The following is a 20,408-nucleotide window of genomic DNA, read 5'->3' as shown; positions in this document are numbered from 1 at the left end:
GGCTTATTAATATTCATTGTATCCCCCAAAATATAAATAAATTTAAGAATCTATTCTATGTTTATTTTGATCCTCCCCAATACCAATGTTCTTTTTTCTTCTTAATTTGGTGAAAATCTCCGTTGAAGTCTCCTTGATAAAGAGCTGTATCATCTGATATGTAAGCAAAACCAGAGAAGTTGTCCAATACGCCCCTAAAGGTATAAAAGAAAACTTTCAATGTATCACCCTCCATTTTCACAACAACTTCTCCGCCGCCTTTTGAAAGGTGTGCATACTCTTTAGGCAAAGCAATTAAACTCTCATTATGCGAAATATTTGGCACTAACTTACCTGTTTTAATTATTGAGACAACCTTTTCTCTGTCTTTAAGATTAGAGTTGAAGTCCCGTGCAAGCATGATATCCGTGAATGGTACAAAACATACAATTAATATTGTTACTATACTGATTGTAATGGGCATAAGTGCTGCAAATTTTTCATTTCGTATAGTCCGCACACAGTATACTACACCTGAAATTAGGCTTGCCAAAAACACCAAGCCAATACTCAATTCTACTAAAGGTTCTAAAAACACTGTAATAATTTCAATCAAGTGCCACCTAACAATATTAATGGTTATTAGTAAAAAGCTCGATACAATAGAAAAATATAATGCTGTTGAAATATTTTTTTTCTCTTTACTTACTTGCATTGTCAATCTGCGTATACCTCCCCTTTCCTTTTCTGATTCATGTAAACTTTCATTATATTTACTTATTTTGTGCCATTTGGATTTGTTAGTATGTAGTTCAATTTATATTCCCATCTATCAGCATATATGTATTTAAGTTTCAAGGTATTAAATACGTAAGCTATTGACAATTCAATTGCCTCTGTTCCATATCCAAACCCCTTGTAGTTATCATTAGCAAGGACAATACCAAGTTCGCATTGGCTTTTTTCATAGTTGTACTAGAATATAAACATGAAACTTCTTATATGTCATATGGACTACCTTGTTGCAGAGGTTCCTGAGAGTTAGAGATAGTTAAACGGTACCTATATATAGATTATAAACCATAAATTTACACATTGTTATATAAAAAGAGCCCACCAGTAAAGGCGGACGATAAGATTTTGTTATATGGAGTTTTAGACGTAATGCTTAAAGTAATCGTTTAAATTATAATTTTTGAATAGTAAAATCATCTTTTGTCAAAAGATACTCTTTAAAATTAGTCATTATTTCACCCTTACTCCAATAAGATATCATTTCCTCAACAGGTATCTCAGAAATAGGAACATCGTAACCTTCAGGAATAAAAAGTTGTTCAATTGAAGTACCGCATTTCTTACCAGATTGGGTTGCTAATTTTCCTCGATATGATCCAGTGAAAACAACTGATTTTTCATCTGGGTGGCAATATGCTAAACAATCTTGGATAATAATAGTACGATTAGTTTTGCCTTGCATTAAATTAATATAATCATCTACAGAAAACCATTCATTTACAAACTTGATAAAAGGGCCGGGAAATCCATTTAAAGCTTCAATATAAAAACCAGCATCTGTTACTATAACAGGTTGATTTAACTGCTTACTTGCCCAACTAGCCGAATACATGGCTACTTCTTGCACACTTTTACTCTGAATTTCAGGAGTGCTCAAGTTCTTTTGTAAAAGAACAATTTCCGTATTCATAAATACTTTGGAAGCAACATTAAACTTAATATCATTACTTGTGACATAAACTAAATTATTAGCCATATTTTTACTCCTTTTTACCTTTTAAATAATCTTAATTTTATTAATCTATACTACTTCCCAATTCTTCAATTATTCTTGTTAACCTTTTTCTCTCATGTGCATTTATTTCAAATGAGGTATTATAAAGGTAATGTTGTAGAACATCTGCATATTTTGGTTTCTTTGGAGGATTGTCCCTTGTTTAGCCAAAGGGAACTTGAGTGCATTGTTAGTGGAAGTCCACTCTTCGTCATTCTTTTGCTAATTGTCTATTGTATCAACATTGGAGAATAACTCTTTATCTATATTATGAAAATCGCAACTTAACATTGTGTATTCTAGTCTTTCAAATCCATTCCAGTCCATAGTTCTGCTAAATTTAAATCCACATTTTTCAATTAATCTAATCGAATTAATATTTTCTGGATCAATTTCCGCAACAATTTTATTTAATTCCAAAATCTTAAATCCATAATAAATAAGTGCTAAGCAAGTTTCTTTACCTAACCCTGTTCTCCAAAAACTTTTATTTATAATATATGAAATATTTACATTTCCACCATCTACTTTATAATGTAATCCACCATATCCTACTATTTTCGAATTATCTTTATGCAATAAAATAAAGTCCCCAAAACCAAATTTCTCCCAATGAAATTTAATATTTTGTACTCTTATTTTTGTTTTCTCTAAAGATTTATCTACCTCTGAAACAAAATACTTTGTTAACACCTCATCATTATATATTTTGAAGAGATTTTCATTATCTTTTTCTTCAACTTTTCTAAATATAGGCCTCTTTGTTTGAATTTTCATAAATCCTCCTATAGTGTTAAAAACAATAGCAAAGGTTTGTAATCACCAGTGCGGGCGCACTTAAGCTAGCGAATATGCATTGATGATTGGTTAATTACTAACCTATATATAGATTATAAGTCATAATTTTACACATTGCTATAAAAAAAATAGTCTACAAGCCAAAGCAGACGTCAATATTTTGTTATACTAAGTTTAGCCACACACGCTGAACAAGACCTACTCCAGTTATCTTTAAATATGATTAATACTATATAATAATTATGGTGAAATATATGAAGAATGCCAATTAATTTATGTATTGAAAATTGCTGTTAGTCCATTTTCTCTTATTTCATTTAGTTCATTTGCATTAAACAAACCAGCATTATAAAGGTTAAAAAATTCCTGAGAAACACTTTGATCAAAAATAAGCATATCATCAGTATTTATAGTTACTTTAATCCCATTATCATATAGTTTTCTAATGGGATGAACTTTATAACTTTCTACCCTGCTAAGTAAAATATTGCTTGTCGGACATACATTAAGCTGTATTTTATTATCACATAACCATCTCATAACACTCTGAGAATTTGCGGCAGCTATTCCATGTTGTACTTGGTCAAGTTCTAATTCTTCTACAGCCTCTCTAATTAATTCAGCAGTTCCAAATTCACCCACGTGTGCTTTTAAAATTAATCCTTTTTCTTTAGCTTTTCTAAATACTTTTTTAAAAGTTGGTATAGCAAATTCATCTCCGAACATGTCAATAGATTTAAAATAATCCTGAGATAAAAATTGTTCTAACCCTTCATTCATTTCATCGATAGGTGTAAATGAGCTCAATGCGATTTCTGGTATAAAAAGAACCTCTGGAGCAAAGCTATGATGAATTCTTTTTAATGCTTGTACCAAATCATCTACAGAGTTGTCATACCAAACTACTTCCCCAAAACCGACACTCATATGAAGTACCGTTACGCCATCCATCTTAGCCTGGATAAAAGCTGCTTCTATTCGTTTTTCAAAGCCCAAAGTGCCTATAACTAATGGTTTAATATATTGTGCATTCCAGGTATTCATGTCATTAAGGTCCTTAAGTTTGGGACATTTAGGTATACTTACACCTGCCCATTCTTCGATATATCTTTTATTGCCACCTCTTGTGCTATGGTTATGCAAATCTCCTTTTGGTATTTTTCTCATTTCATCTAAATCGTTACTTTCTAGTGCTTTAATAAATTTTTCTTTCATATTGCACACCTCAATATTAATTTGTAATAAAAAATAAATTAGCCATAATTTAAAGTTTTTGTGCAAGAAACAGCACACATAGATATTGCCTTACTATGAATCCACCATACTTATTTATAATATCCCTCACCTTAACCTCAGCTGCTTGTCTATCATTTTCACTAGCACTTAGGTACCCATTACATGTTTTCATGAATCCTATGTACTCATCAGCTGTATATCTTTGAGACCATGGGAATCTATATACTATAGTTTCTTTGAAACAACCACTTGATTTTATTTCCTGTGTATGAGACTTAATACGTTCCTCACAAGAAGCTTCAGACTGTAAAAGAAACATTCCTGTTTCACTAAGTTCAACGTCAATTGGCTCATTATAGGTTAGATAAAGATTCCAAAACAATCCAATAAATCCCTTAGATTTTAATGCACTTGCACACTTTAGAAAGCCTATAGGCTTTGGAACCCAATGAAAAGCTTGAGCTGAAATTGCTAAATCAAAATATTCCTTCTTTTCTTTCCAATCTTCTAAACGACATGTACAATATTCCACCCGTCTAGTAGGTCCAAACTTTTTCAATGCTACTTCCGCTAAGTTTTCTCCCGGTTCTATGCAATACATATTAAACCCTTTGTTAACAAATAGTTCTGTTGCTTTCCCACTACCAGCACCTATTTCAAGTATTGTTGAATCAGTTTTAATACCTGTTTCACTAATTATGCAGTTTATAAGTTCTTGCGGATAACTAGGTCTAAATTTATCATAATAATCTGATGCTAAATCAAATACTTCACTTTGGTTTTTCGAGAAATCACTATCCTTATTCATATACAAACCACCTTTTTAATATTATAAGTTAATTGTATAAGAAGAACCTTATAATAGCAAAACATTCATATTGAAAAATAAGTTAAATAAATCTTATTTAAGTGTTATAATTTGTATATAATATGACTGTTTTAAGTCATATATATCTAATTTTAGGGGTATGATGTTTATGGATAACTTTGTTTACATATTAGGTAATAAATTTGAGTACGACTTTTTATCAGCTTGGATTAAATACAATAGGATTAAGGAAGGTATTAGTCAAGAAGCTTTAGCTCATGGAATATGTTCTACTAGCCATTTAAGCTATTTTGAAAATGGTAAAAAGAAACTTAGAAGTGAGTTAATAGAGGCTTTGCTAAAAAAGCTAAAAATTACTAATATAACAGGTACAAAGGATATTGGGTTAATCCGTCAAAAATTTCATATATTGATGTTTCAAGTAGAAAGTTTTGACTATGAATCTTCTGAAATCACTTATAATGAGTTGTGTACTTTGGAATCTCTCCTGCGTAATTCACCCTATAACATAGAATTTAATATTTATTCTTTAATGTACAATATTTTAGTCGAAAGAAAAAGCTATAACGAACTGAAAGTTTCTATTAATATTCTTGATAAAGTTTACAGCAGTTTACACCAAGATCTTCAATATATTTATATGTTAATTACAGGAAGATTCATTTATGAATATATGAACCAAAATGAAGGTATCAGAAGATTAGAGAAAGCGTGCGAAATTAAGGAAACTCCATGGATTAATTACCGCTTGGGTGTGGCTTATTGTCTAAATTGGCAGCATTTAAAAGGTGTTATTTACCTGGAGAAGGCATTAAATAGCTATTCACTTTCAGGACGATACATGAATTCTCTACAGTGTCACAGCTTTTTAGGTTCAAGTTATATTTTTTTAAAAATGTACGAACAGGCAGAATTTCATTTGACCTCTGTAGCTAATGGTTCTGATTATTTTACTATAGATAAAAATATATTTACTGTATATACTAACCTGGCTAAACTATATTTGGATATGGGCAAGTATGATAAATGTATTGAATATTGCCATCTTGCTATGAATCCATTAAACTCATGGGAAACTGATAAACGTTGGATAAAATCTGCATGGCATGCAAGTGAACAACCTATACTTGGTGCTTGTATTTACATAGAGGTTCATAAAAAATTAAATGATGGTTTCAATTACAAAGAAATATTTGATAAGTTCTTAACTGATGCTTATAAAAATTCGGTGTATTATAATTATCTTTATTGTTTATATTTAAGCATTTTTAATTTTAATGAAGATATATTTTATAAAGAAGTAACAGATATTATATTACCATTTTATAGTTATAAGGGATATTGGGACATTCATTATAAGATAACGCTTTTGCTAATAAAACATCTAGAAAGCAATAGAAAATATAAAGATGCAAATAACTTATACCGTGAGTTATTAAATTAAATCATATCCTGGGTCGCTTGTAATCTTTGCGTTTCTATTTTTAAAATGATCAATAACCATAAATATAATAATATTCTATCAGCTTTCTTCTTCCTAGTTACTTATTTTATCTTCATTAACTTATAACATACTACCATTTTGAATTAATCAAATACTCTTCTATCTTTTGGCAGAGTAAATAGAACCCAAATTGAAAATATAATATTTGAGTAGAACCCATTATTTCCTGTATTTAAAGCCATAATAATATTTGCAATTGTAAAGTATAAACAAAAAAATAAAACTAATCTATACGCCCATTTATTTAACTTCAATAATCCAACTCCTATAATCAAAGAAATTATTATTAAAATTATCCTCGCTGGAAGTTCAGGAAAAAATAACAGACCATGTCTTAACGCCATGGAAAGCCCCCCAGTAATATGGAGTTTAGACACTACACTTTTAGCAAAACCTACTCCAATTATCCTTGAATATGATTCATACTACATAATAATTGAGGGGCAATATAAGAATGTAGCGTATGCAACTCTTTGACAAATGTATTTAGTTCTTTATTTCCAATATTAGATTTTTGATTTTGGCTATGTTTGCTTCAATGCTTTTAATTGAGTTATTTTCTTTACTGATAGTGTCAATTTTCACCTCTAAACGAACTAAATGTTTTTCAATATCATCTAATTTTTTATCAAGCTTTTCAACCTTATCCAAAGTAATTAATCCCATAAACTCACTTTCCTCTATTTATATGCTATGACTCAAGAAATTTATAAATTATTCGCCTCGTTCATTGCCAGTGATTTCGATCGATTCAAGTTCTTTATCATTATCGTTATCTTTTTCGATAAATTCTGAAGCAAGCAGATATATTATTCCTACTATCAATGAAATTACGGCAAATGTATTTAATCCATTTCCAATATAACCCAACATGCTGCTATACAATCCAGAACTCCATGAGGACACGTTTGATCCAAAAATTGCAGCACATATATACCGTGTTGCAAATAAAAATGCTGCTATAAAACAAAATGAAACCCCAGCTCCTCTTCTACTCATAATATGCCTCCTTATTCAATATCCATTGATAGTTTGTCTTTTTTATACCGTTCCAACACTTTATATGAAGAATATGAGTTAAATATAACCAAGGATTATTCTTATTTTATTTTTTTATAAAAAATTGTTGCAATAGATTAAGGTATTTATCTGGATAAATCAAACTAATTTCTCCATGTCCACTTTTTTCAATTACTTTTAAAAAGCTACCGTTAATGGTTTCATGCAGTAACGATGCAGATTTTTTCATTACTGATAATTCTTTCCCACCAACTAATATTAATGTTTTTGCTTTTGTGTTGCATAATGCTTCCGGCATTGGATAATTTCCATTACTCATAGTAAAATTAATTAGTGATTCTTTTGTCATTCGTGAACTTTCCTCATAATAGATCTCAAATAATTCATCTGGGACATTCAATGTTTTAGCCTGTAGTTTTGCAAACCATCTTTTTTTAATTAGCCCATAGCACATATTATACATTGGTACAGTTAGTGCGATTGCCATTTTTATAGGATAAACTAAAGCACTCTCTATAACAGCATTCTCAGTAATATCAGATTCTTTGGATAATATTTCAACAGTAATTTGAGCACCAATAGAAAGACCGCAGATTGCGAAAACTTTTCCGTTACAATTTCCTTTTATGTATTTAACAACTTGCTTGGCCGATTCTTTTATGCTTACAAAAGTGGTATCACAAGCATCACCATGCCCATCAATGATGGGGGTAATAATATAAAAATCATTTTTTAGTGCTTCAATTTGTGGTTTCCATGACCACCATGATAATCCGCCCCCATGAATAAAAATAATAACTGGCATATTCTTATTCCCAAATTCTTTAAATAACATATTCAGCCTCCACTCATATATCCTAAATTAAATAACAATTACTTTCCTATAGCATACCACTGTGACTTATCCTTTGTATTGGAATAGCTAAAAATTACTACTAACCTATATACAGATTATAAGTAATAAATTTACACATGGTGGTAATATTTCTTCACCATAATTACTATTCATTTGATAATATTTTACAATCATTTAAATATCATAGATTTATAATATATGAACGTTATACTAAAATTAAGTAAAATGAAACTAATAAAAATGTAAAAAATTATGCTGTTAGATAATTCTTTTTAATAAACTCCATCCATTTATTCTGCAATTGATTCTCTGTTATGCCAAAAACACCTAAAAATTTATTAGGCGACTCTATTAAATTATATAATTTATCATAACCAAACTCTTCAATTATTGATTCTACTATGGTATATGAGTATTGATATCCATTGCGTTTGAAAAATGTTTCAAAATCCTCGCCGGTATCTAAATCTTTGAATGTAGGAACCGTATTATTTACTAAACCATTCATAACGGTTTTCCTTATCCCATTTTCATTATTGTCTTTTGCTTCGTAACATGCAATCCCTTCATTCAGCCATCTGGGTGTATTAGCGTTTATTTTATTTACTATGATATGGACAAACTCGTGAACGGCTGTATTTAATACGTTATCAAATTGTGAACCTGGTGGTGGGTTTAAAGGAGACGCTATTACAATTTTGTCTACCCCAATCCCTCCTCTTATCCAATCAGGTGCATTTGGAAATCCTAAAGCAATATGAAGTTGATTTAGGTCTGAATGAATCTCAATATTCAATTTCTCTTGAAGTTGTTGCTTGAACATTATTGTAATTCTATTATAATTATCTTCAAGGACATCTGAAACCTTATCTATACATGGCTTGTCGATTTCGGTGTAATAAATTATAAAATGTTGAGTTTCTTTCTTTAAATTTAATTTATAATCTTTCTCTTGATATGCCTTTTCAACTTTTATGTTATCCATTTCATTTCTTTTATCTATCATTTTAGATTTCTCCTTTTTTCAATTTATGCAGCTTCTTCTTTTTCCGTAATGTACCATTCACCATTTATATTTTTAATCGTAAATGTAATTGGTACATGGGATGAACCACCTATAATATTATTTTGTAAATCCATTATTTTAACAGAATAAATCATTTTCACATAAACTGTATTATTTTTAGATCTTCGTGAATCTTCCTTTAAGCTAAAATCTATTTTATAAGTTTTTTTATTATCTGCTGGATAAGCATTATATATATTTGTTCTTTTAAATACTTGTTGTGACATATGTTTGGACAGTTCATTAGTGTACCCCTTATTAGTTAAAAATGCTTCCTTTACTACATTATAAGTATCTGCCCCTGAAAACCACACAGGCATAAATTTAGTATATGCATAAGTACTCATAATGCTTAAGCATAGTATAAATCCTATACTTAATATTATATTTTTTTTAATAAAATCCTTTACTTTATTAAACATGTATACTCCCCTTTTTTATTCCGAACACTTCTTAATAAACTTTATGATTAGCTAGAACTTCGTCTTAATAAAGGCATGTCTATAACTTATCCATTAATTACTCTTCCAACTATTTGCTGCCTCATTCCATACAGTATTACTATACGGTATACTATAATCATTTTTCTTTTTAGCAGTCGTTTCGACGTGTCTAAGAAAAAATTTAATTTCATCTTTTGCTAAATTTAATTGGTCAAAAATTATATCGCACCATGTTTTTGCATTTGTGTATAACTCCGATTTCATAGTATAACAAATGGTATCACTAATATTGTAAGGTACTCTTCTCTCCAAAATGTTAATAGCATTTTCATTTAATTCAAGAATGGTATACGCTGCTCTTTTATCATAATCAAGCGGTAATCCACAGGAGCCTGGGTTTATTATTACCTTCTTATCTATTTCTGCATGCCACTGTATATGTGAGTGTCCAAAAATAACAATATCCGTATCAAGACCATCTAAAATCTCAACAATCTTATCATCACTGGATAAGATTTTCTGAACATAACATAAGTATTCTTCATGTGAAAAATTCTCTTGAATCATTTTCTCCGCATATTGGGAACTTGAGAGCAAACCCATATTTGTAGACTTAAATAAAAATGATGAAGCGTGAAACAAATGCATTTTATGATTATCATTTGGTGTTTTGATCTCCTTATCTTAAGGTAAGCCTATTAAATACTGTAAATTATCATCAACTTCCAAAGTCAAGAATTTTAGAATTAGTTATTGGAGATAGTTGTTCCCCAACTAATCTATAAAACATTACTGACCAAGGTTTTTTCATGTTTTCAAAACATGTTTTAAAATCACTATTCATTATGGCCTCCATTATATAAATTATTCTTGGGTCCAATATACTACATCTGTTCATCACTCCAAATTATTTTGTAAACACTTTAATACAAATGCACACTATCACTTTTTTAGTCGCAAGTATATAAAAAAACACCGTCTAGCTCATAGAATTCTTCAAGAATTCAAAAATCTACCCATTAAAACAATATCCTTGTACCCGGCGTTCGTTTTTATAGCTTTAAATTTTGTTCCTTCTTCAATGAAACCAAATTTTTTATAGAGGGAAATTGCTGGGGCGTTATCTTGAAAAACCTCCAAATCAATTTTTTCAACTCCATTTAGTTCTGCCCACTCAATAACTTTTTTCATCAATAGATTACCTATACCTAGTCCGCAGTAAGCTTTCAAAATAGTTATACCAAGTGTAGCAGTATGGTTTAATTTACTTAAAGAGCTCCTATCTAAAGTAGCTGAACCTACTATCGTACCCTCTATTTCTACTAGTAAAAAAAGTGCCGCATTTTTTATGTACTCCTCTTCCTGCTCCACAGTAAAATTAAATTCATCAGCAGTCCTTGGGAAGAATGATGTTTCAGCAATAACTTGTTTCACTATCAGTATAATTTCGGCAGCGTCTTTAACTTGGGCACTTCTAGTGAGTAAATTTTTACTGCACATTAAATTTTTTATCATTTAGTATCCCCCTCGTATAATTCGATAGTGTTAACACTATCTTTGTTTTATTTATATTTTCTTCTTTAAAAGTACAGCCCATAGAAATGATTTTCCCATAGCCACATTTGGTTTATCTATATCTATCATTCTTCTAAACTCAACAATCTCAAAGTTTTTAGAGAACAAATTCCTTAACTTTTCCTCAGTATAACCAATTCCGCCCCTAAGGCTTTTTCGTCTATATACTTCCCAATCCGACATCTGGGGCAATCCATTTTTATTTTTATCATCTTCTGCTGCAAAACAAACTAATCCAAAATACCCTTTTGGTTTTAATAATTTTTCAATCAAGCTAACATACTGAATTCTTCTATGTGGTGGAATATGGTGCAAACATCCTGAATCATAGATAAAATCATATCCTAATTCTTGTATTGGAATATTAAATATTGAATCACACATAAAATTCACCTTTAAATTTTTTCTGCTAGCCCTTTCTTTTGCCCAAGTTATTGCTTCTTCTGAGATATCAACTGCATCTACATCACATCCATTTTGAACCATATAGATTGCATTACGTCCAGGACCACATCCTAGTTCTAATACTTTACTGGATTTAATAATTTCCTTTTGAAAGTATGAAATTAAGTTTTCATCTGGAACATCTATGAAAAAAGGTATATCTTTTTCTCTGTCTTCATAAAATTTATTCCAAAATGGTGAAGGCTCTTTTAGAAACGAATCCAACATTTTTAATATATCTTCGTAATCATAAATATCCTCAATTGTTTTTTTATCTTCATTTTTCTCCATTTTTATCTACTCCTTATTTTAAGCTTTAATTGCATATGCATTTCTTATATCAATATCAGTTTTAGGAATATAATTGTAAAGGTTTTTTACTTTCGATATATTCTTCTATCATTTTTATATCGGTTATATCTTTTTCTCTTCCTAACTCTGATTTTTGCTTTTTAATGCTTGCTAAACTGCCTACAGGTAATGCATCAATGAATTCTATTTCATCAACAAACCAATTTTCTAGTATTTCTATTGTATCGTTTATATCCATAATTCTTGAATTATCTTCCGCTAATCTATACCTACAACCTTTTTTTAGAAAGTGCTCAATTAACCTAGTGGTACACCCTAGATCAATGTCATTTGTTCTTTCTTTAACTCCATGAAGTACTAATCCTGCACCAGAGGTTATCCAATATTCGCTTAAAGGCAAGTCCATAGATTTAAGTATTTTAATTATATCTTCTTTATATAACATTTTGTTATCCTCCAAATAAATTAGCATTTTAATAAATTTACCATATAATACCGAGCTCAAATGTTTAAGTACCATTCAGGAGCACCATGGGTTTCAAAATCATGTGTGTTAAATATTTTAACTTGTCTCTCCCTTACTTTATCCAATTGGTTATATGCATCATGACCACCAATCATACTTGCATGGAAATTTAATGCAACAAATAAATTATACTTCCTCCAAAACATATCTGGAACGTTGCCATTAAAATAACCATCTATCTGACCTTTTGAGAACTGTACACTTATTGCATTTGTATATTTGGGAAGTTTAAAAAAATCTTCTATGGGGTCACCCCAATCGAATCTATTAAAATCTATAATTCCAATTAATTCGTTCCCATTAATTATTATATTGATAGGTTGAAAATCATCGTGTTGAAATCTGATGCAACTTTCCCTTAATATTCTAAAATTTTCTTCAATATAATTCTCTATCTTATCCTGCTTATAAAATCTACAACCTAATTCAAATAATTGTTTTTTCTTTAATTGATACTTTTCCCATCTTTTCTTATACCAGTTAAAAGTTTCTGAAGGTTTAATTTCATGGATTTTTCTAATATAAAAAATTCTAATGGTTTTGAGCATTTAACACCATTATTATAATGAATATTTAAATAGTAAAATTCTTGTTTTTTTCTATTATAATCCTTCATATTAGAAACTTTCATGAGTATTGACATGTTATTATTAAGTTGTAGCAAATATTTTTCATCATTAGAATAGCCTTTTATTAAAGGTGTAATATTTTCAACTTTATATTTAGTAAGATATGATAATGTTTCATCAATAATTGTACATTGCATGTCGTTCATTAAATGCTCCCCCTTAGATGAACAATTTATATGCGCAGTGATTTCACATACTTATTTATTATACAAATTTGCGAATAGATATTATTACTAGTAATCAAGTTGAGTTTTATAATTCAATCCAATATCTTTGCAATACAGTTCCATCATCTTCAATTAACTCATTTTCAAAGATTCCACCATTTGCAATTATAGTTTTTGCTGAAGCAATATTATATTTGTCACAAGTTATAAGAATTTGTGTTATCCCTATATTTTTGCACTTCTCAAGAGCCATTTTTAACATTACCTTTGCATATCCTTTTCTTCTTTCGGTTGGACGAATCCCATAACCTATATGTCCAGCAAATTTAAGAAGTTGTTCATTCAAGTAATGCCGTATACTAATTGCCCCAAATACTTTGTTATGTTTATCTACTAAAAAAAATGTATCTGAAGGTACAAGATGAGATGGACACGTTTCATTAGTCTTATATGTTTCTAAATTTTTTAACCAGTTAATGTAATCCATTCCTTTTGGGTTGATTGCTCCTGGATATATATGTTCCTTTGTTTTTTTCCATTCTAATAACATTTCATTATATTCTTCTTTATGCTCCACTGAAGGAATCACTAAATAAACTTCTTCCAATATAAAACACAACCTTTCCATTTAATAATAAATTCATGGCCTTTACCCACACTCTGGTTACCTCCTATTTTAAATTCAAATCTGGGTTAATAGAGAAATTTTGAGGACTTTTGTAAATAGAAATTCCATCATATGGTTTTAATTTATGAGCGACGTGTTCCTTTACAGGCATAATTATTTCAACAAAACTTATTTCACAAAAGAAACCATGAATCACTTCGTAATTTTCTATTACATATTTAACAGATGCACAAAGAGCATTGGCATCATCTGAATCGCCAAGCATAACTGCACAATGTGGAACCCAGCTATCTGGCAAATAATATTCATATCCGGAATGGTCACAAAAGCTAAAGGTGTTATGAAATTCACGATGCAATTCAAACAATTCACGTGTTACAACTGGAGATAAGAAAATGCATTTTGAATTATTAAAAACACCTATGCTTGAAAGATGTGTAGGAAATGAGCTTATTTGTTTTGTAAGTTTATCTAGTAACTTGTCGCAGTTTTCAAAATCAATATTGTTAAACAACCCAAGAGTTATATGCGGGCGTGTTTTCCACTCCAAATAGCGTTTGCTAATGCCTTTCTTCGCTATTCCATTTGGTAACCTCATTATTTTTTCTTCTGTTTTTTTATCAAAATATAGCTCAACTGCATAAAGCATTTTTACACTCCTCCCACTATTCATAAAATACAAATAATTTCATTTAAATCTCTATAAATCTTATCGTTAGGATTAGTTTGAATAAGCATAAATTTTCATCTTACACCTTCGATATATAAGAAAGATTTTGTTACAGGACGTATTTCTTAGGCTTTTGAACCTCTATATACTGCTGTCTTCAATTCGTTAATATACTCTTTTTTTTCTGGCATATCTGTTAATTCAACATGCTCAATTGCTAAATCTATGTCATAGGGTACTCTAGCAAGAGAAATAGTAAATGATGATTTAGCCTTACTATTCAGCTTTCCTTCAATTATTCCATAGGAGGCTTGGGTTATTTCAAGTGGATTACCAACACTTCCAACATTAAAAATGGTTTTTCCATCAAAATTATCTATATGAGCACCATGTATATCTCCATATCCAATTACATCTGCTACAATATTAAGAGTTGGCGTTGCTGCAAACAATTTCATCCGTTCACTTTGCTTAGTTGAAAGGTAGACTCTATGAAAAAGATCATTTGGCGATGCATGACATAGTCTTAATAACTTTCCGCTTATATAAAATTCTTTATATATTGGTAACTCCTTGAGATACTCTAATCGTTCAACTCCTAATTTTTTCTGATGCCAAATTAAAACTTCATTATCATCTATTTCAGTCATATAATAATCCCAATTACCTTTAAGTACAACTTCGCAATGTTCTCTGATTTTATCTACCACTTCCGCTGAACTAGGGCCTTTGCCTGCTAAATCACCGAGACAAAAAATTGTCTTAATACCTCTAGAAGCTATATCTTCTAATACAGCTTCTAGTGCTGGCATATTTCCATGAATATCTGATATTATTGCAATTCTTTTCATATTACGCTCCTTATTTTTTATAGTTACGTTTAGAATCATCCTAATTCTATTTTAAACAATAATCTTATTTATTGCCTTGTAACTTTGGTTTTATAATAACTATGCCCTTTAATATTTCAAATTCTCAATGCCGAGAAGCCCACAGAGAGCTGACTTAGCTTCCTAGGTGCAGCTTGTCTATCTTTTTAAGATTCAAAAGTATTCTCAATAACACCTGGCAGTATGCTGTATATAGACTTGCCCACTTTTTTATTTAAAATCGTGCACAACATTCCATGTTTCTAAATGGGCCATGCCGGTAGGGTAACTGTTACCCTATATATAGATTATAAACCATAAATTTACACAAAGCTATATGGAAATTGAAGGGCACTGTAAAAATAAAGCATTTATTGTGAATTAACCTTAGAAAAACAAAATAATTGGTTAATTGTAAAATAAAAAAAGAAATCAGCATGCTTCACAGTAATGTGAACTGCATGCTGATTTATAATTTTTGATAATAATTTAATAGATTCTCTATTTTTTCTTGAATAAGGTGTTTTAGCGATTCAGGTTTTACTGATAGGATAGAATTACCATATTTAATGAAATAATTTGCAATAAATTCTTCTTCACCTAAATTATAGAACCCTTTTATAAGTGTCTTAGTTCCACTTTCTATTTTCATTGATTGTAGTACGTCAAAATATAGCTTTATGGAACTGCATTCCTAAGTCAAATTATAACTATAATACTAATAATTATCTAGTGGTTATTTGCTTTTTTACTAAGCAGATTATTCCTATAACAAAGCTCCTAATGACTTGACATCATTAGGAGCTTAATTTATGCTTATTATTAAAACTAGAGAAAGGAAAAGGGAGAACCCCAGCCGTCCAAAGCAATGTTCTCCCTTTATTAGAGTTAATACTCTTATAAAACTACTATTATGATAAGATTAAATTTACAATTATGCAAGTGTTTTAAGCAAATTTCTTTTGAAAATGAGATAACTGCCTTTAATAAATATGTAAGCTCTGTTAATATAGAGACTTTAGTATGTCCATTTTGTGGCGCTAAACATGCGCTATCTCCATTTGCGTCTTACAAACGCCATCTTGTGACTTATAATAATAATACTGCTCAAGATAATATAATCATCATTTCTAGATATATTTGTTCATCATGTAAACGTACTCATGCCCTTCTACCTTCTGTAATTGTGCCGTATATGTCATTTAGTTTTAAATTCACTGTTTACCTCATCCATGACTATCTTGTACATAAATATCACTCTGTGGAAGCTATGTGCGAACATTATGGCATTGCTATATCTACATTCTATCGAATTTTAAAGAAGTTTAAAGAACATAAACAGATGTGGCTTGGACTTTTAGAGGACAAGCTCATTTCAAACTTAACTTTTGTGCAGCATATCATAAATAGTTCCTTTGATAAACTTGAGGACTTCATAATACAATTTTTCAAGCAAAATGGTTCATCGTTTTTTCAAGGAACGTCATAGTTTAGCTATAAGCATATATTTTTAATTTTAATTTAGGCAGACCACTTAATACGATAATGGTCATTGAAATACCTATATGATAACATTTTTCTAGAGGTGATAATAAATGAATAACAAAGAAATAATCGAAATAGCATCTATTAGATTAGCACTAATAGCCCCTGCTATAAATAATACTTTTACTGAGCAATCTAAAATTGCTTATTATAGACGTGTTTCTATTAACCCTGTAAAATTACCTAACGGCAATTCAGTTTTGTATAGCCCAGGAACACTTTCTAATTGGGAATCAGAATATAATAGATTTGGTTTTGATTCCCTTCTTCCGAAGACGCGTAGCGATATAGGTCAAACCAGAAAACTAAGTAATGTAGCTATAGAGCAGATATACACTTTAAAAAACAACTTTCCTAAAATTAATGCTACGCTTATATATTATAAACTCATCGAAGATGGCTTTATTAAAGAAAAGGATGTGTCAATTTCAACTGTTCAACGGTTTATAAAAAATAACGATATTAGATCTGCTAGATGTATCAACATGAAAGATAGAAAAGCTTTTGAAGAAGAATTTGCAACTGGAATGTTTCAAGGCGACACCTGTTACGGTCCATTTATAACTGAAAATGGTGAGCGCAAGCGGACGTACGTAATTATGTTAATAGATGATAAATCTAGATTAATAGTAGGCGGTAGATTCTTTTACAATGATAATTCTTATAACTTTCAAAAGGTACTTAAAGAGGCTGTAGCCAGGTATGGAATTCCAAAAAAAATTTATTTGGATAATGGCTCTCCGTACAGAAATGAGCAATTAAGTCTTATATGCGGCTCTCTTGGAATAGTAGAGCTCCATACAATGGTAAGGGACGGAGCATCTAAAGGAAAGGTAGAAAGAAATTTCAGGACATTAAAAAGCAGATGGCTAAACACTTTAGATGTAGAATCTATTTCCTCCTTAGCGGAGCTAAATGATGAATTATTCACTTATATTAATAAGCATAACATAACTATTCATTCATCTACAAAGCAGCGTCCTATTGATAGATATAAGAGCGATTTAGCTCATGTAAAAGTAGCATCTGACAGTGAATGGCTAGATAATTGTTTTATGAATCGCGTACAACGGAAAGTAAATAATGATGCAACTATAAGCATTGATAAAATATCTTATGATGTACCTATGCAATTTATAAAACAGAAGGTTGAAGTGCGGTATCTACCTGATGACATGGACAGTGCTTATATCTATTATGAAAAGATTAAATATAGCATTAGAAAAACAAACAAGGTTGAAAATGGTAAAACCAAACGTAAAAACCCACTTAATATAGATTATTCAAAGGATGGTGTTAAATATGTTTAAGCAGTTTTATGGTATGACCTTAAACCCTTTTGAAAAAGGTATTAAAGAAAAAGATGCATATATCTCAAGGGATTTAAAAGAAATGATATCAAGACTTGATTATCTTAATGAAACTAGAGGCATTGGATTATTTACGGCTTCGCCTGGATCAGGAAAAACTTTTGCTCTAAGATGTTTCGCGAAAAAAGTTAATCCAAATTTAACAAAGGTTATTTATCTTTGCTTTACTACCGTAACTACTGCTGAGTTTTATCGGCAGTTTTGTATCTCACTAGGACTCGAACCTTGCTCTCGCAAGTCAGACATGTTTAAAAATATAAAAGACTATATGGAAAACATGAGCAGTGATAAGGGTGTCCATTACATACTTGTATGGGATGAAGCACAGTATTTAAGTAATGATATATTGAAAGATTTAAAATTACTCATGAATTTTTCTATGGACTCAAAGGACTGTTTTTCACTGGTTTTAATAGGTCAACCTATACTTAATAATATCTTAGAAAAACAGATACATGAAGCATTAAAGCAAAGGATCATAATAAATTATGATTTTGAAGGGTTTTCAGAGACTGAGGCTGTAGAATACATTCATTCGAGACTATCATTGGCAAGTGCTTCTTCTGAAATTATTGATAATAATGCCATTTTAGCTGCATACAGAAGCTGTACTGGTTCTATAAGACGTCTAAATATGATATTAACAAAGGCTTTAATAATAGGTGCACAGCACGAAAAAACAGTGATTGACACTGACACAATAATGGCTGCCGCCAATGAATTATCGCTTCGGTAATCGTAGATTAGTTTTTAGGAGGATTGTCTATGCTAATTAAATTTGAGTGTACAATGAAAACGGGCAAAAAAATAGAAAATTGGTCTGGGATGATAACTAAATTAACTGAATTTGGAAGTCATTATGAGCTTAAGATTGAAAGTAGAAGTGGCTTTATTGTAGTTATAGGCAAAACAAATTATGGAAATTTTGCTTGTATCCCTGATTATGATGTAGGCTGTCATCTTTCTACCTTAAACGATTTATTTTGGAACTCTGAACGCTTATGTGAAATTATGAACAAAGTAGATGCGATAACAGTGGCTCATGCCTTACAAGCTATGGCCGAACATATTAATTTAAACTAACATACTTGGGTAGCTATTATTGCTACTCATTTTTTATATAAAAGTAGCCTGCCGGCTAAAAGAAATTATATTAATAAAATGCTTTTTTCTTACTGATAAAGTGATTTTATAGGGATAATCTGACGTAAATCACCTACTAATAATAGAAATAAAATGACGTTTCAATTAGTTATAATTTGACGTTTAACAATTGATGGATAATGCTCTTTATAAAAAATATCCTTTGCATGCTTTAAAATTTCCACTTCAAACTCAACACTTTTATCAGATTGATAAAATTCTAAAGAACGGTTGATGAGCTCTTCAACAGAAAATTGTGATTTATCATTATGAAAGTCTAACAAAGTTATTCTATCACATCTGAAAACTTTATATTTATTCGTATTCATCTCTATTCCAGTAGCATACCACTGTCCAAACTTAGCAGAAATTTTAAAAAACTGAATATGGTAACTTACTTGTTTGTTATTTTTTAAATATTGAATCTTACAACTAATTTCATTAAGAATACTTTGTAAAATTTTATCTAAAAACTGACTAACATTATTATGCTGATACGCTTCAAATTGTAAAATTTTTTTCAGCTGATGAATTTGTTTTATTTGTTCTTTAGAAAGACAATCTTCAAATTTTTCATTTAGTTTATTAACACTTAAATGAAATGGCGTAGATTGATAAGACTCTAACGTCAACATTGCAAAATATAAAGCATACACTTCATCAAGAGTAAAAATAATAGGTGATAATAACCTGTGTTTTAAGATACCATATCCTCCATGTCTACCATACTCTGAAAAAATAGGCATACCTAATTGTTCTAATGAACTAATATCACGCAAAGCTGTACTTTTTGAAATATTATATTTTTCCATTAAATCACCCAAATTAAAGAACTCTCGACTATTTAAGTATCTTATCATGTCATTTAATCTTTCTGATTTTTTCATACAATCCCCCTATTAAAGGTGTCATATTTTGATACCTTTATATATTATAATAAATTTAAGGTAATACATCAATTTTATAAAATATATACCTGAAAATTACTATAAAAAAAGGAGATTGATACT

General features: G+C 30.1%; 28 protein-coding genes and 1 pseudogene. 5 read left to right on the top strand and 24 right to left on the bottom strand.

Features of this window, described 5'->3' with window-relative positions; translation table 11 throughout:
* Positions 1-61 precede the first annotated feature (61 nt).
* The 6 genes and pseudogenes from G9F70_RS13105 to G9F70_RS13080 form a co-directional block, all read right to left on the bottom strand.
* Positions 62-694, bottom strand: a complete 633-nt coding sequence (locus G9F70_RS13105; protein WP_224617562.1) for a hypothetical protein — start codon at positions 692-694, stop codon at positions 62-64.
* A 62-nt stretch (positions 695-756) separates the two neighbouring features.
* Positions 757-930, bottom strand: a pseudogene (locus G9F70_RS27500) (GNAT family N-acetyltransferase); the annotation flags it as partial.
* 235 nt (positions 931-1,165) lie between these two features.
* Entirely contained in the window at positions 1,166-1,750 is a 585-nt protein-coding gene (locus tag G9F70_RS13095) for a non-canonical purine NTP pyrophosphatase (RefSeq protein WP_164946118.1), read from the bottom strand.
* 240 nt (positions 1,751-1,990) lie between these two features.
* Complete coding sequence (locus tag G9F70_RS13090) at positions 1,991-2,545, bottom strand: GNAT family N-acetyltransferase (RefSeq protein WP_164946117.1); 555 nt, start codon at positions 2,543-2,545, stop codon at positions 1,991-1,993.
* A gap of 294 nt (positions 2,546-2,839) precedes the next feature.
* Entirely contained in the window at positions 2,840-3,781 is a 942-nt protein-coding gene (locus G9F70_RS13085; protein ID WP_164946116.1) for an adenosine deaminase, read from the bottom strand.
* Between the two features lie 49 nt (positions 3,782-3,830).
* A complete protein-coding gene (locus G9F70_RS13080; RefSeq protein ID WP_164946115.1) occupies positions 3,831-4,610 on the bottom strand; it encodes a class I SAM-dependent methyltransferase in 780 nt (259 codons plus the stop codon).
* A gap of 169 nt (positions 4,611-4,779) precedes the next feature.
* On the opposite strand from G9F70_RS13080, the gene G9F70_RS13075 reads away from it, so the two are divergent.
* A complete protein-coding gene (locus G9F70_RS13075; protein ID WP_164946114.1) occupies positions 4,780-6,075 on the top strand; it encodes a helix-turn-helix domain-containing protein in 1,296 nt (431 codons plus the stop codon).
* Positions 6,076-6,218: 143 nt separating this feature from the next.
* On the opposite strand, the gene G9F70_RS13070 is transcribed toward G9F70_RS13075, so the two are convergent.
* From G9F70_RS13070 to G9F70_RS12995, 17 genes are all read right to left on the bottom strand, one after another.
* A complete protein-coding gene (locus G9F70_RS13070; RefSeq protein WP_164946113.1) occupies positions 6,219-6,479 on the bottom strand; it encodes a hypothetical protein in 261 nt (86 codons plus the stop codon).
* A 142-nt stretch (positions 6,480-6,621) separates the two neighbouring features.
* The gene (locus G9F70_RS13065) at positions 6,622-6,786 is read right to left on the bottom strand and encodes a hypothetical protein (RefSeq protein WP_224617561.1); all 165 of its coding nucleotides are present in this window, start codon (positions 6,784-6,786) and stop codon (positions 6,622-6,624) included.
* A 63-nt stretch (positions 6,787-6,849) separates the two neighbouring features.
* Positions 6,850-7,134: a hypothetical protein gene (locus G9F70_RS13060; RefSeq protein ID WP_187352999.1), complete on the bottom strand. Its 285-nt coding sequence runs from the start codon at positions 7,132-7,134 to the stop codon at positions 6,850-6,852.
* 106 nt (positions 7,135-7,240) lie between these two features.
* Positions 7,241-7,990 (bottom strand): alpha/beta fold hydrolase, encoded by a 750-nt coding sequence (locus tag G9F70_RS13055; RefSeq protein ID WP_164946111.1) that lies wholly within the window; start codon positions 7,988-7,990, stop codon positions 7,241-7,243.
* A 271-nt stretch (positions 7,991-8,261) separates the two neighbouring features.
* Positions 8,262-9,017, bottom strand: a complete 756-nt coding sequence (locus G9F70_RS13050; RefSeq protein WP_164946110.1) for a peptidase MA family metallohydrolase — start codon at positions 9,015-9,017, stop codon at positions 8,262-8,264.
* A gap of 23 nt (positions 9,018-9,040) precedes the next feature.
* Entirely contained in the window at positions 9,041-9,499 is a 459-nt protein-coding gene (locus G9F70_RS13045; protein ID WP_164946102.1) for a hypothetical protein, read from the bottom strand.
* Between the two features lie 93 nt (positions 9,500-9,592).
* A complete protein-coding gene (locus tag G9F70_RS13040) occupies positions 9,593-10,087 on the bottom strand; it encodes a metallophosphoesterase family protein (protein WP_164946109.1) in 495 nt (164 codons plus the stop codon).
* A 151-nt stretch (positions 10,088-10,238) separates the two neighbouring features.
* Entirely contained in the window at positions 10,239-10,364 is a 126-nt protein-coding gene (locus tag G9F70_RS27020) for a hypothetical protein (protein ID WP_263484319.1), read from the bottom strand.
* A 152-nt stretch (positions 10,365-10,516) separates the two neighbouring features.
* Positions 10,517-11,035, bottom strand: coding sequence for a GNAT family N-acetyltransferase (locus G9F70_RS13035; RefSeq protein ID WP_224617560.1), 519 nt, complete (start codon positions 11,033-11,035; stop codon positions 10,517-10,519).
* Positions 11,036-11,086: 51 nt separating this feature from the next.
* Positions 11,087-11,830 carry a class I SAM-dependent methyltransferase gene (locus G9F70_RS13030; protein WP_164946108.1) on the bottom strand — a complete coding sequence of 248 codons (744 nt, stop codon included), beginning with the start codon at positions 11,828-11,830 and terminating at the stop codon, positions 11,087-11,089.
* 61 nt (positions 11,831-11,891) lie between these two features.
* Positions 11,892-12,296, bottom strand: a complete 405-nt coding sequence (locus G9F70_RS13025; RefSeq protein ID WP_164946107.1) for a hypothetical protein — start codon at positions 12,294-12,296, stop codon at positions 11,892-11,894.
* Positions 12,297-12,352: 56 nt separating this feature from the next.
* Positions 12,353-12,925, bottom strand: coding sequence for a phosphotransferase (locus G9F70_RS13020; RefSeq protein WP_164946106.1), 573 nt, complete (start codon positions 12,923-12,925; stop codon positions 12,353-12,355).
* Entirely contained in the window at positions 12,823-13,152 is a 330-nt protein-coding gene (locus tag G9F70_RS13015; protein ID WP_164946105.1) for a hypothetical protein, read from the bottom strand. Before G9F70_RS13015 ends, G9F70_RS13020 begins: the two co-directional genes overlap by 103 nt.
* A 106-nt stretch (positions 13,153-13,258) precedes the next feature.
* On the bottom strand, positions 13,259-13,801 hold the full coding sequence (locus G9F70_RS13010) for a GNAT family N-acetyltransferase (RefSeq protein WP_224617559.1): 543 nt from the start codon (positions 13,799-13,801) through the stop codon (positions 13,259-13,261).
* 43 nt (positions 13,802-13,844) lie between these two features.
* Positions 13,845-14,450: a 2'-5' RNA ligase family protein gene (locus G9F70_RS13005; RefSeq protein WP_164946104.1), complete on the bottom strand. Its 606-nt coding sequence runs from the start codon at positions 14,448-14,450 to the stop codon at positions 13,845-13,847.
* Between the two features lie 146 nt (positions 14,451-14,596).
* Positions 14,597-15,322 (bottom strand): metallophosphoesterase family protein, encoded by a 726-nt coding sequence (locus G9F70_RS13000; protein WP_164946103.1) that lies wholly within the window; start codon positions 15,320-15,322, stop codon positions 14,597-14,599.
* A 487-nt stretch (positions 15,323-15,809) separates the two neighbouring features.
* Positions 15,810-15,992: a hypothetical protein gene (locus G9F70_RS12995; protein WP_224617557.1), complete on the bottom strand. Its 183-nt coding sequence runs from the start codon at positions 15,990-15,992 to the stop codon at positions 15,810-15,812.
* Between the two features lie 261 nt (positions 15,993-16,253).
* Here G9F70_RS12995 and G9F70_RS12990 point away from each other — a divergent pair, with 261 nt between their 5' ends.
* From G9F70_RS12990 to G9F70_RS12975, 4 genes are all read left to right on the top strand, one after another.
* Positions 16,254-16,829 (top strand): DUF6431 domain-containing protein, encoded by a 576-nt coding sequence (locus G9F70_RS12990; RefSeq protein ID WP_164948068.1) that lies wholly within the window; start codon positions 16,254-16,256, stop codon positions 16,827-16,829.
* Between the two features lie 106 nt (positions 16,830-16,935).
* Positions 16,936-18,195 carry a DDE-type integrase/transposase/recombinase gene (locus G9F70_RS12985; protein WP_125006703.1) on the top strand — a complete coding sequence of 420 codons (1,260 nt, stop codon included), beginning with the start codon at positions 16,936-16,938 and terminating at the stop codon, positions 18,193-18,195.
* Complete coding sequence (locus G9F70_RS12980) at positions 18,188-18,991, top strand: ExeA family protein (protein ID WP_164948066.1); 804 nt, start codon at positions 18,188-18,190, stop codon at positions 18,989-18,991. Before G9F70_RS12985 ends, G9F70_RS12980 begins: the two co-directional genes overlap by 8 nt.
* Before the next feature lie 29 nt (positions 18,992-19,020).
* The gene (locus G9F70_RS12975) at positions 19,021-19,338 is read left to right on the top strand and encodes a DUF6618 family protein (RefSeq protein ID WP_164948065.1); all 318 of its coding nucleotides are present in this window, start codon (positions 19,021-19,023) and stop codon (positions 19,336-19,338) included.
* A gap of 161 nt (positions 19,339-19,499) precedes the next feature.
* On the opposite strand, the gene G9F70_RS12970 is transcribed toward G9F70_RS12975, so the two are convergent.
* The gene (locus G9F70_RS12970) at positions 19,500-20,285 is read right to left on the bottom strand and encodes a helix-turn-helix transcriptional regulator (RefSeq protein WP_164947303.1); all 786 of its coding nucleotides are present in this window, start codon (positions 20,283-20,285) and stop codon (positions 19,500-19,502) included.
* Between the last annotated feature and the right edge of the window lie 123 nt (positions 20,286-20,408).

The organism is Clostridium sp. FP1 (assembly GCF_011065975.2).
Taxonomy (GTDB): Bacteria; Bacillota; Clostridia; order Clostridiales; family Clostridiaceae; genus Clostridium_AD; species Clostridium_AD tagluense.
The sequence above is the reverse complement of the archived record's forward strand: the minus strand, read 5'-3'. Positions and strand labels throughout refer to the sequence as shown.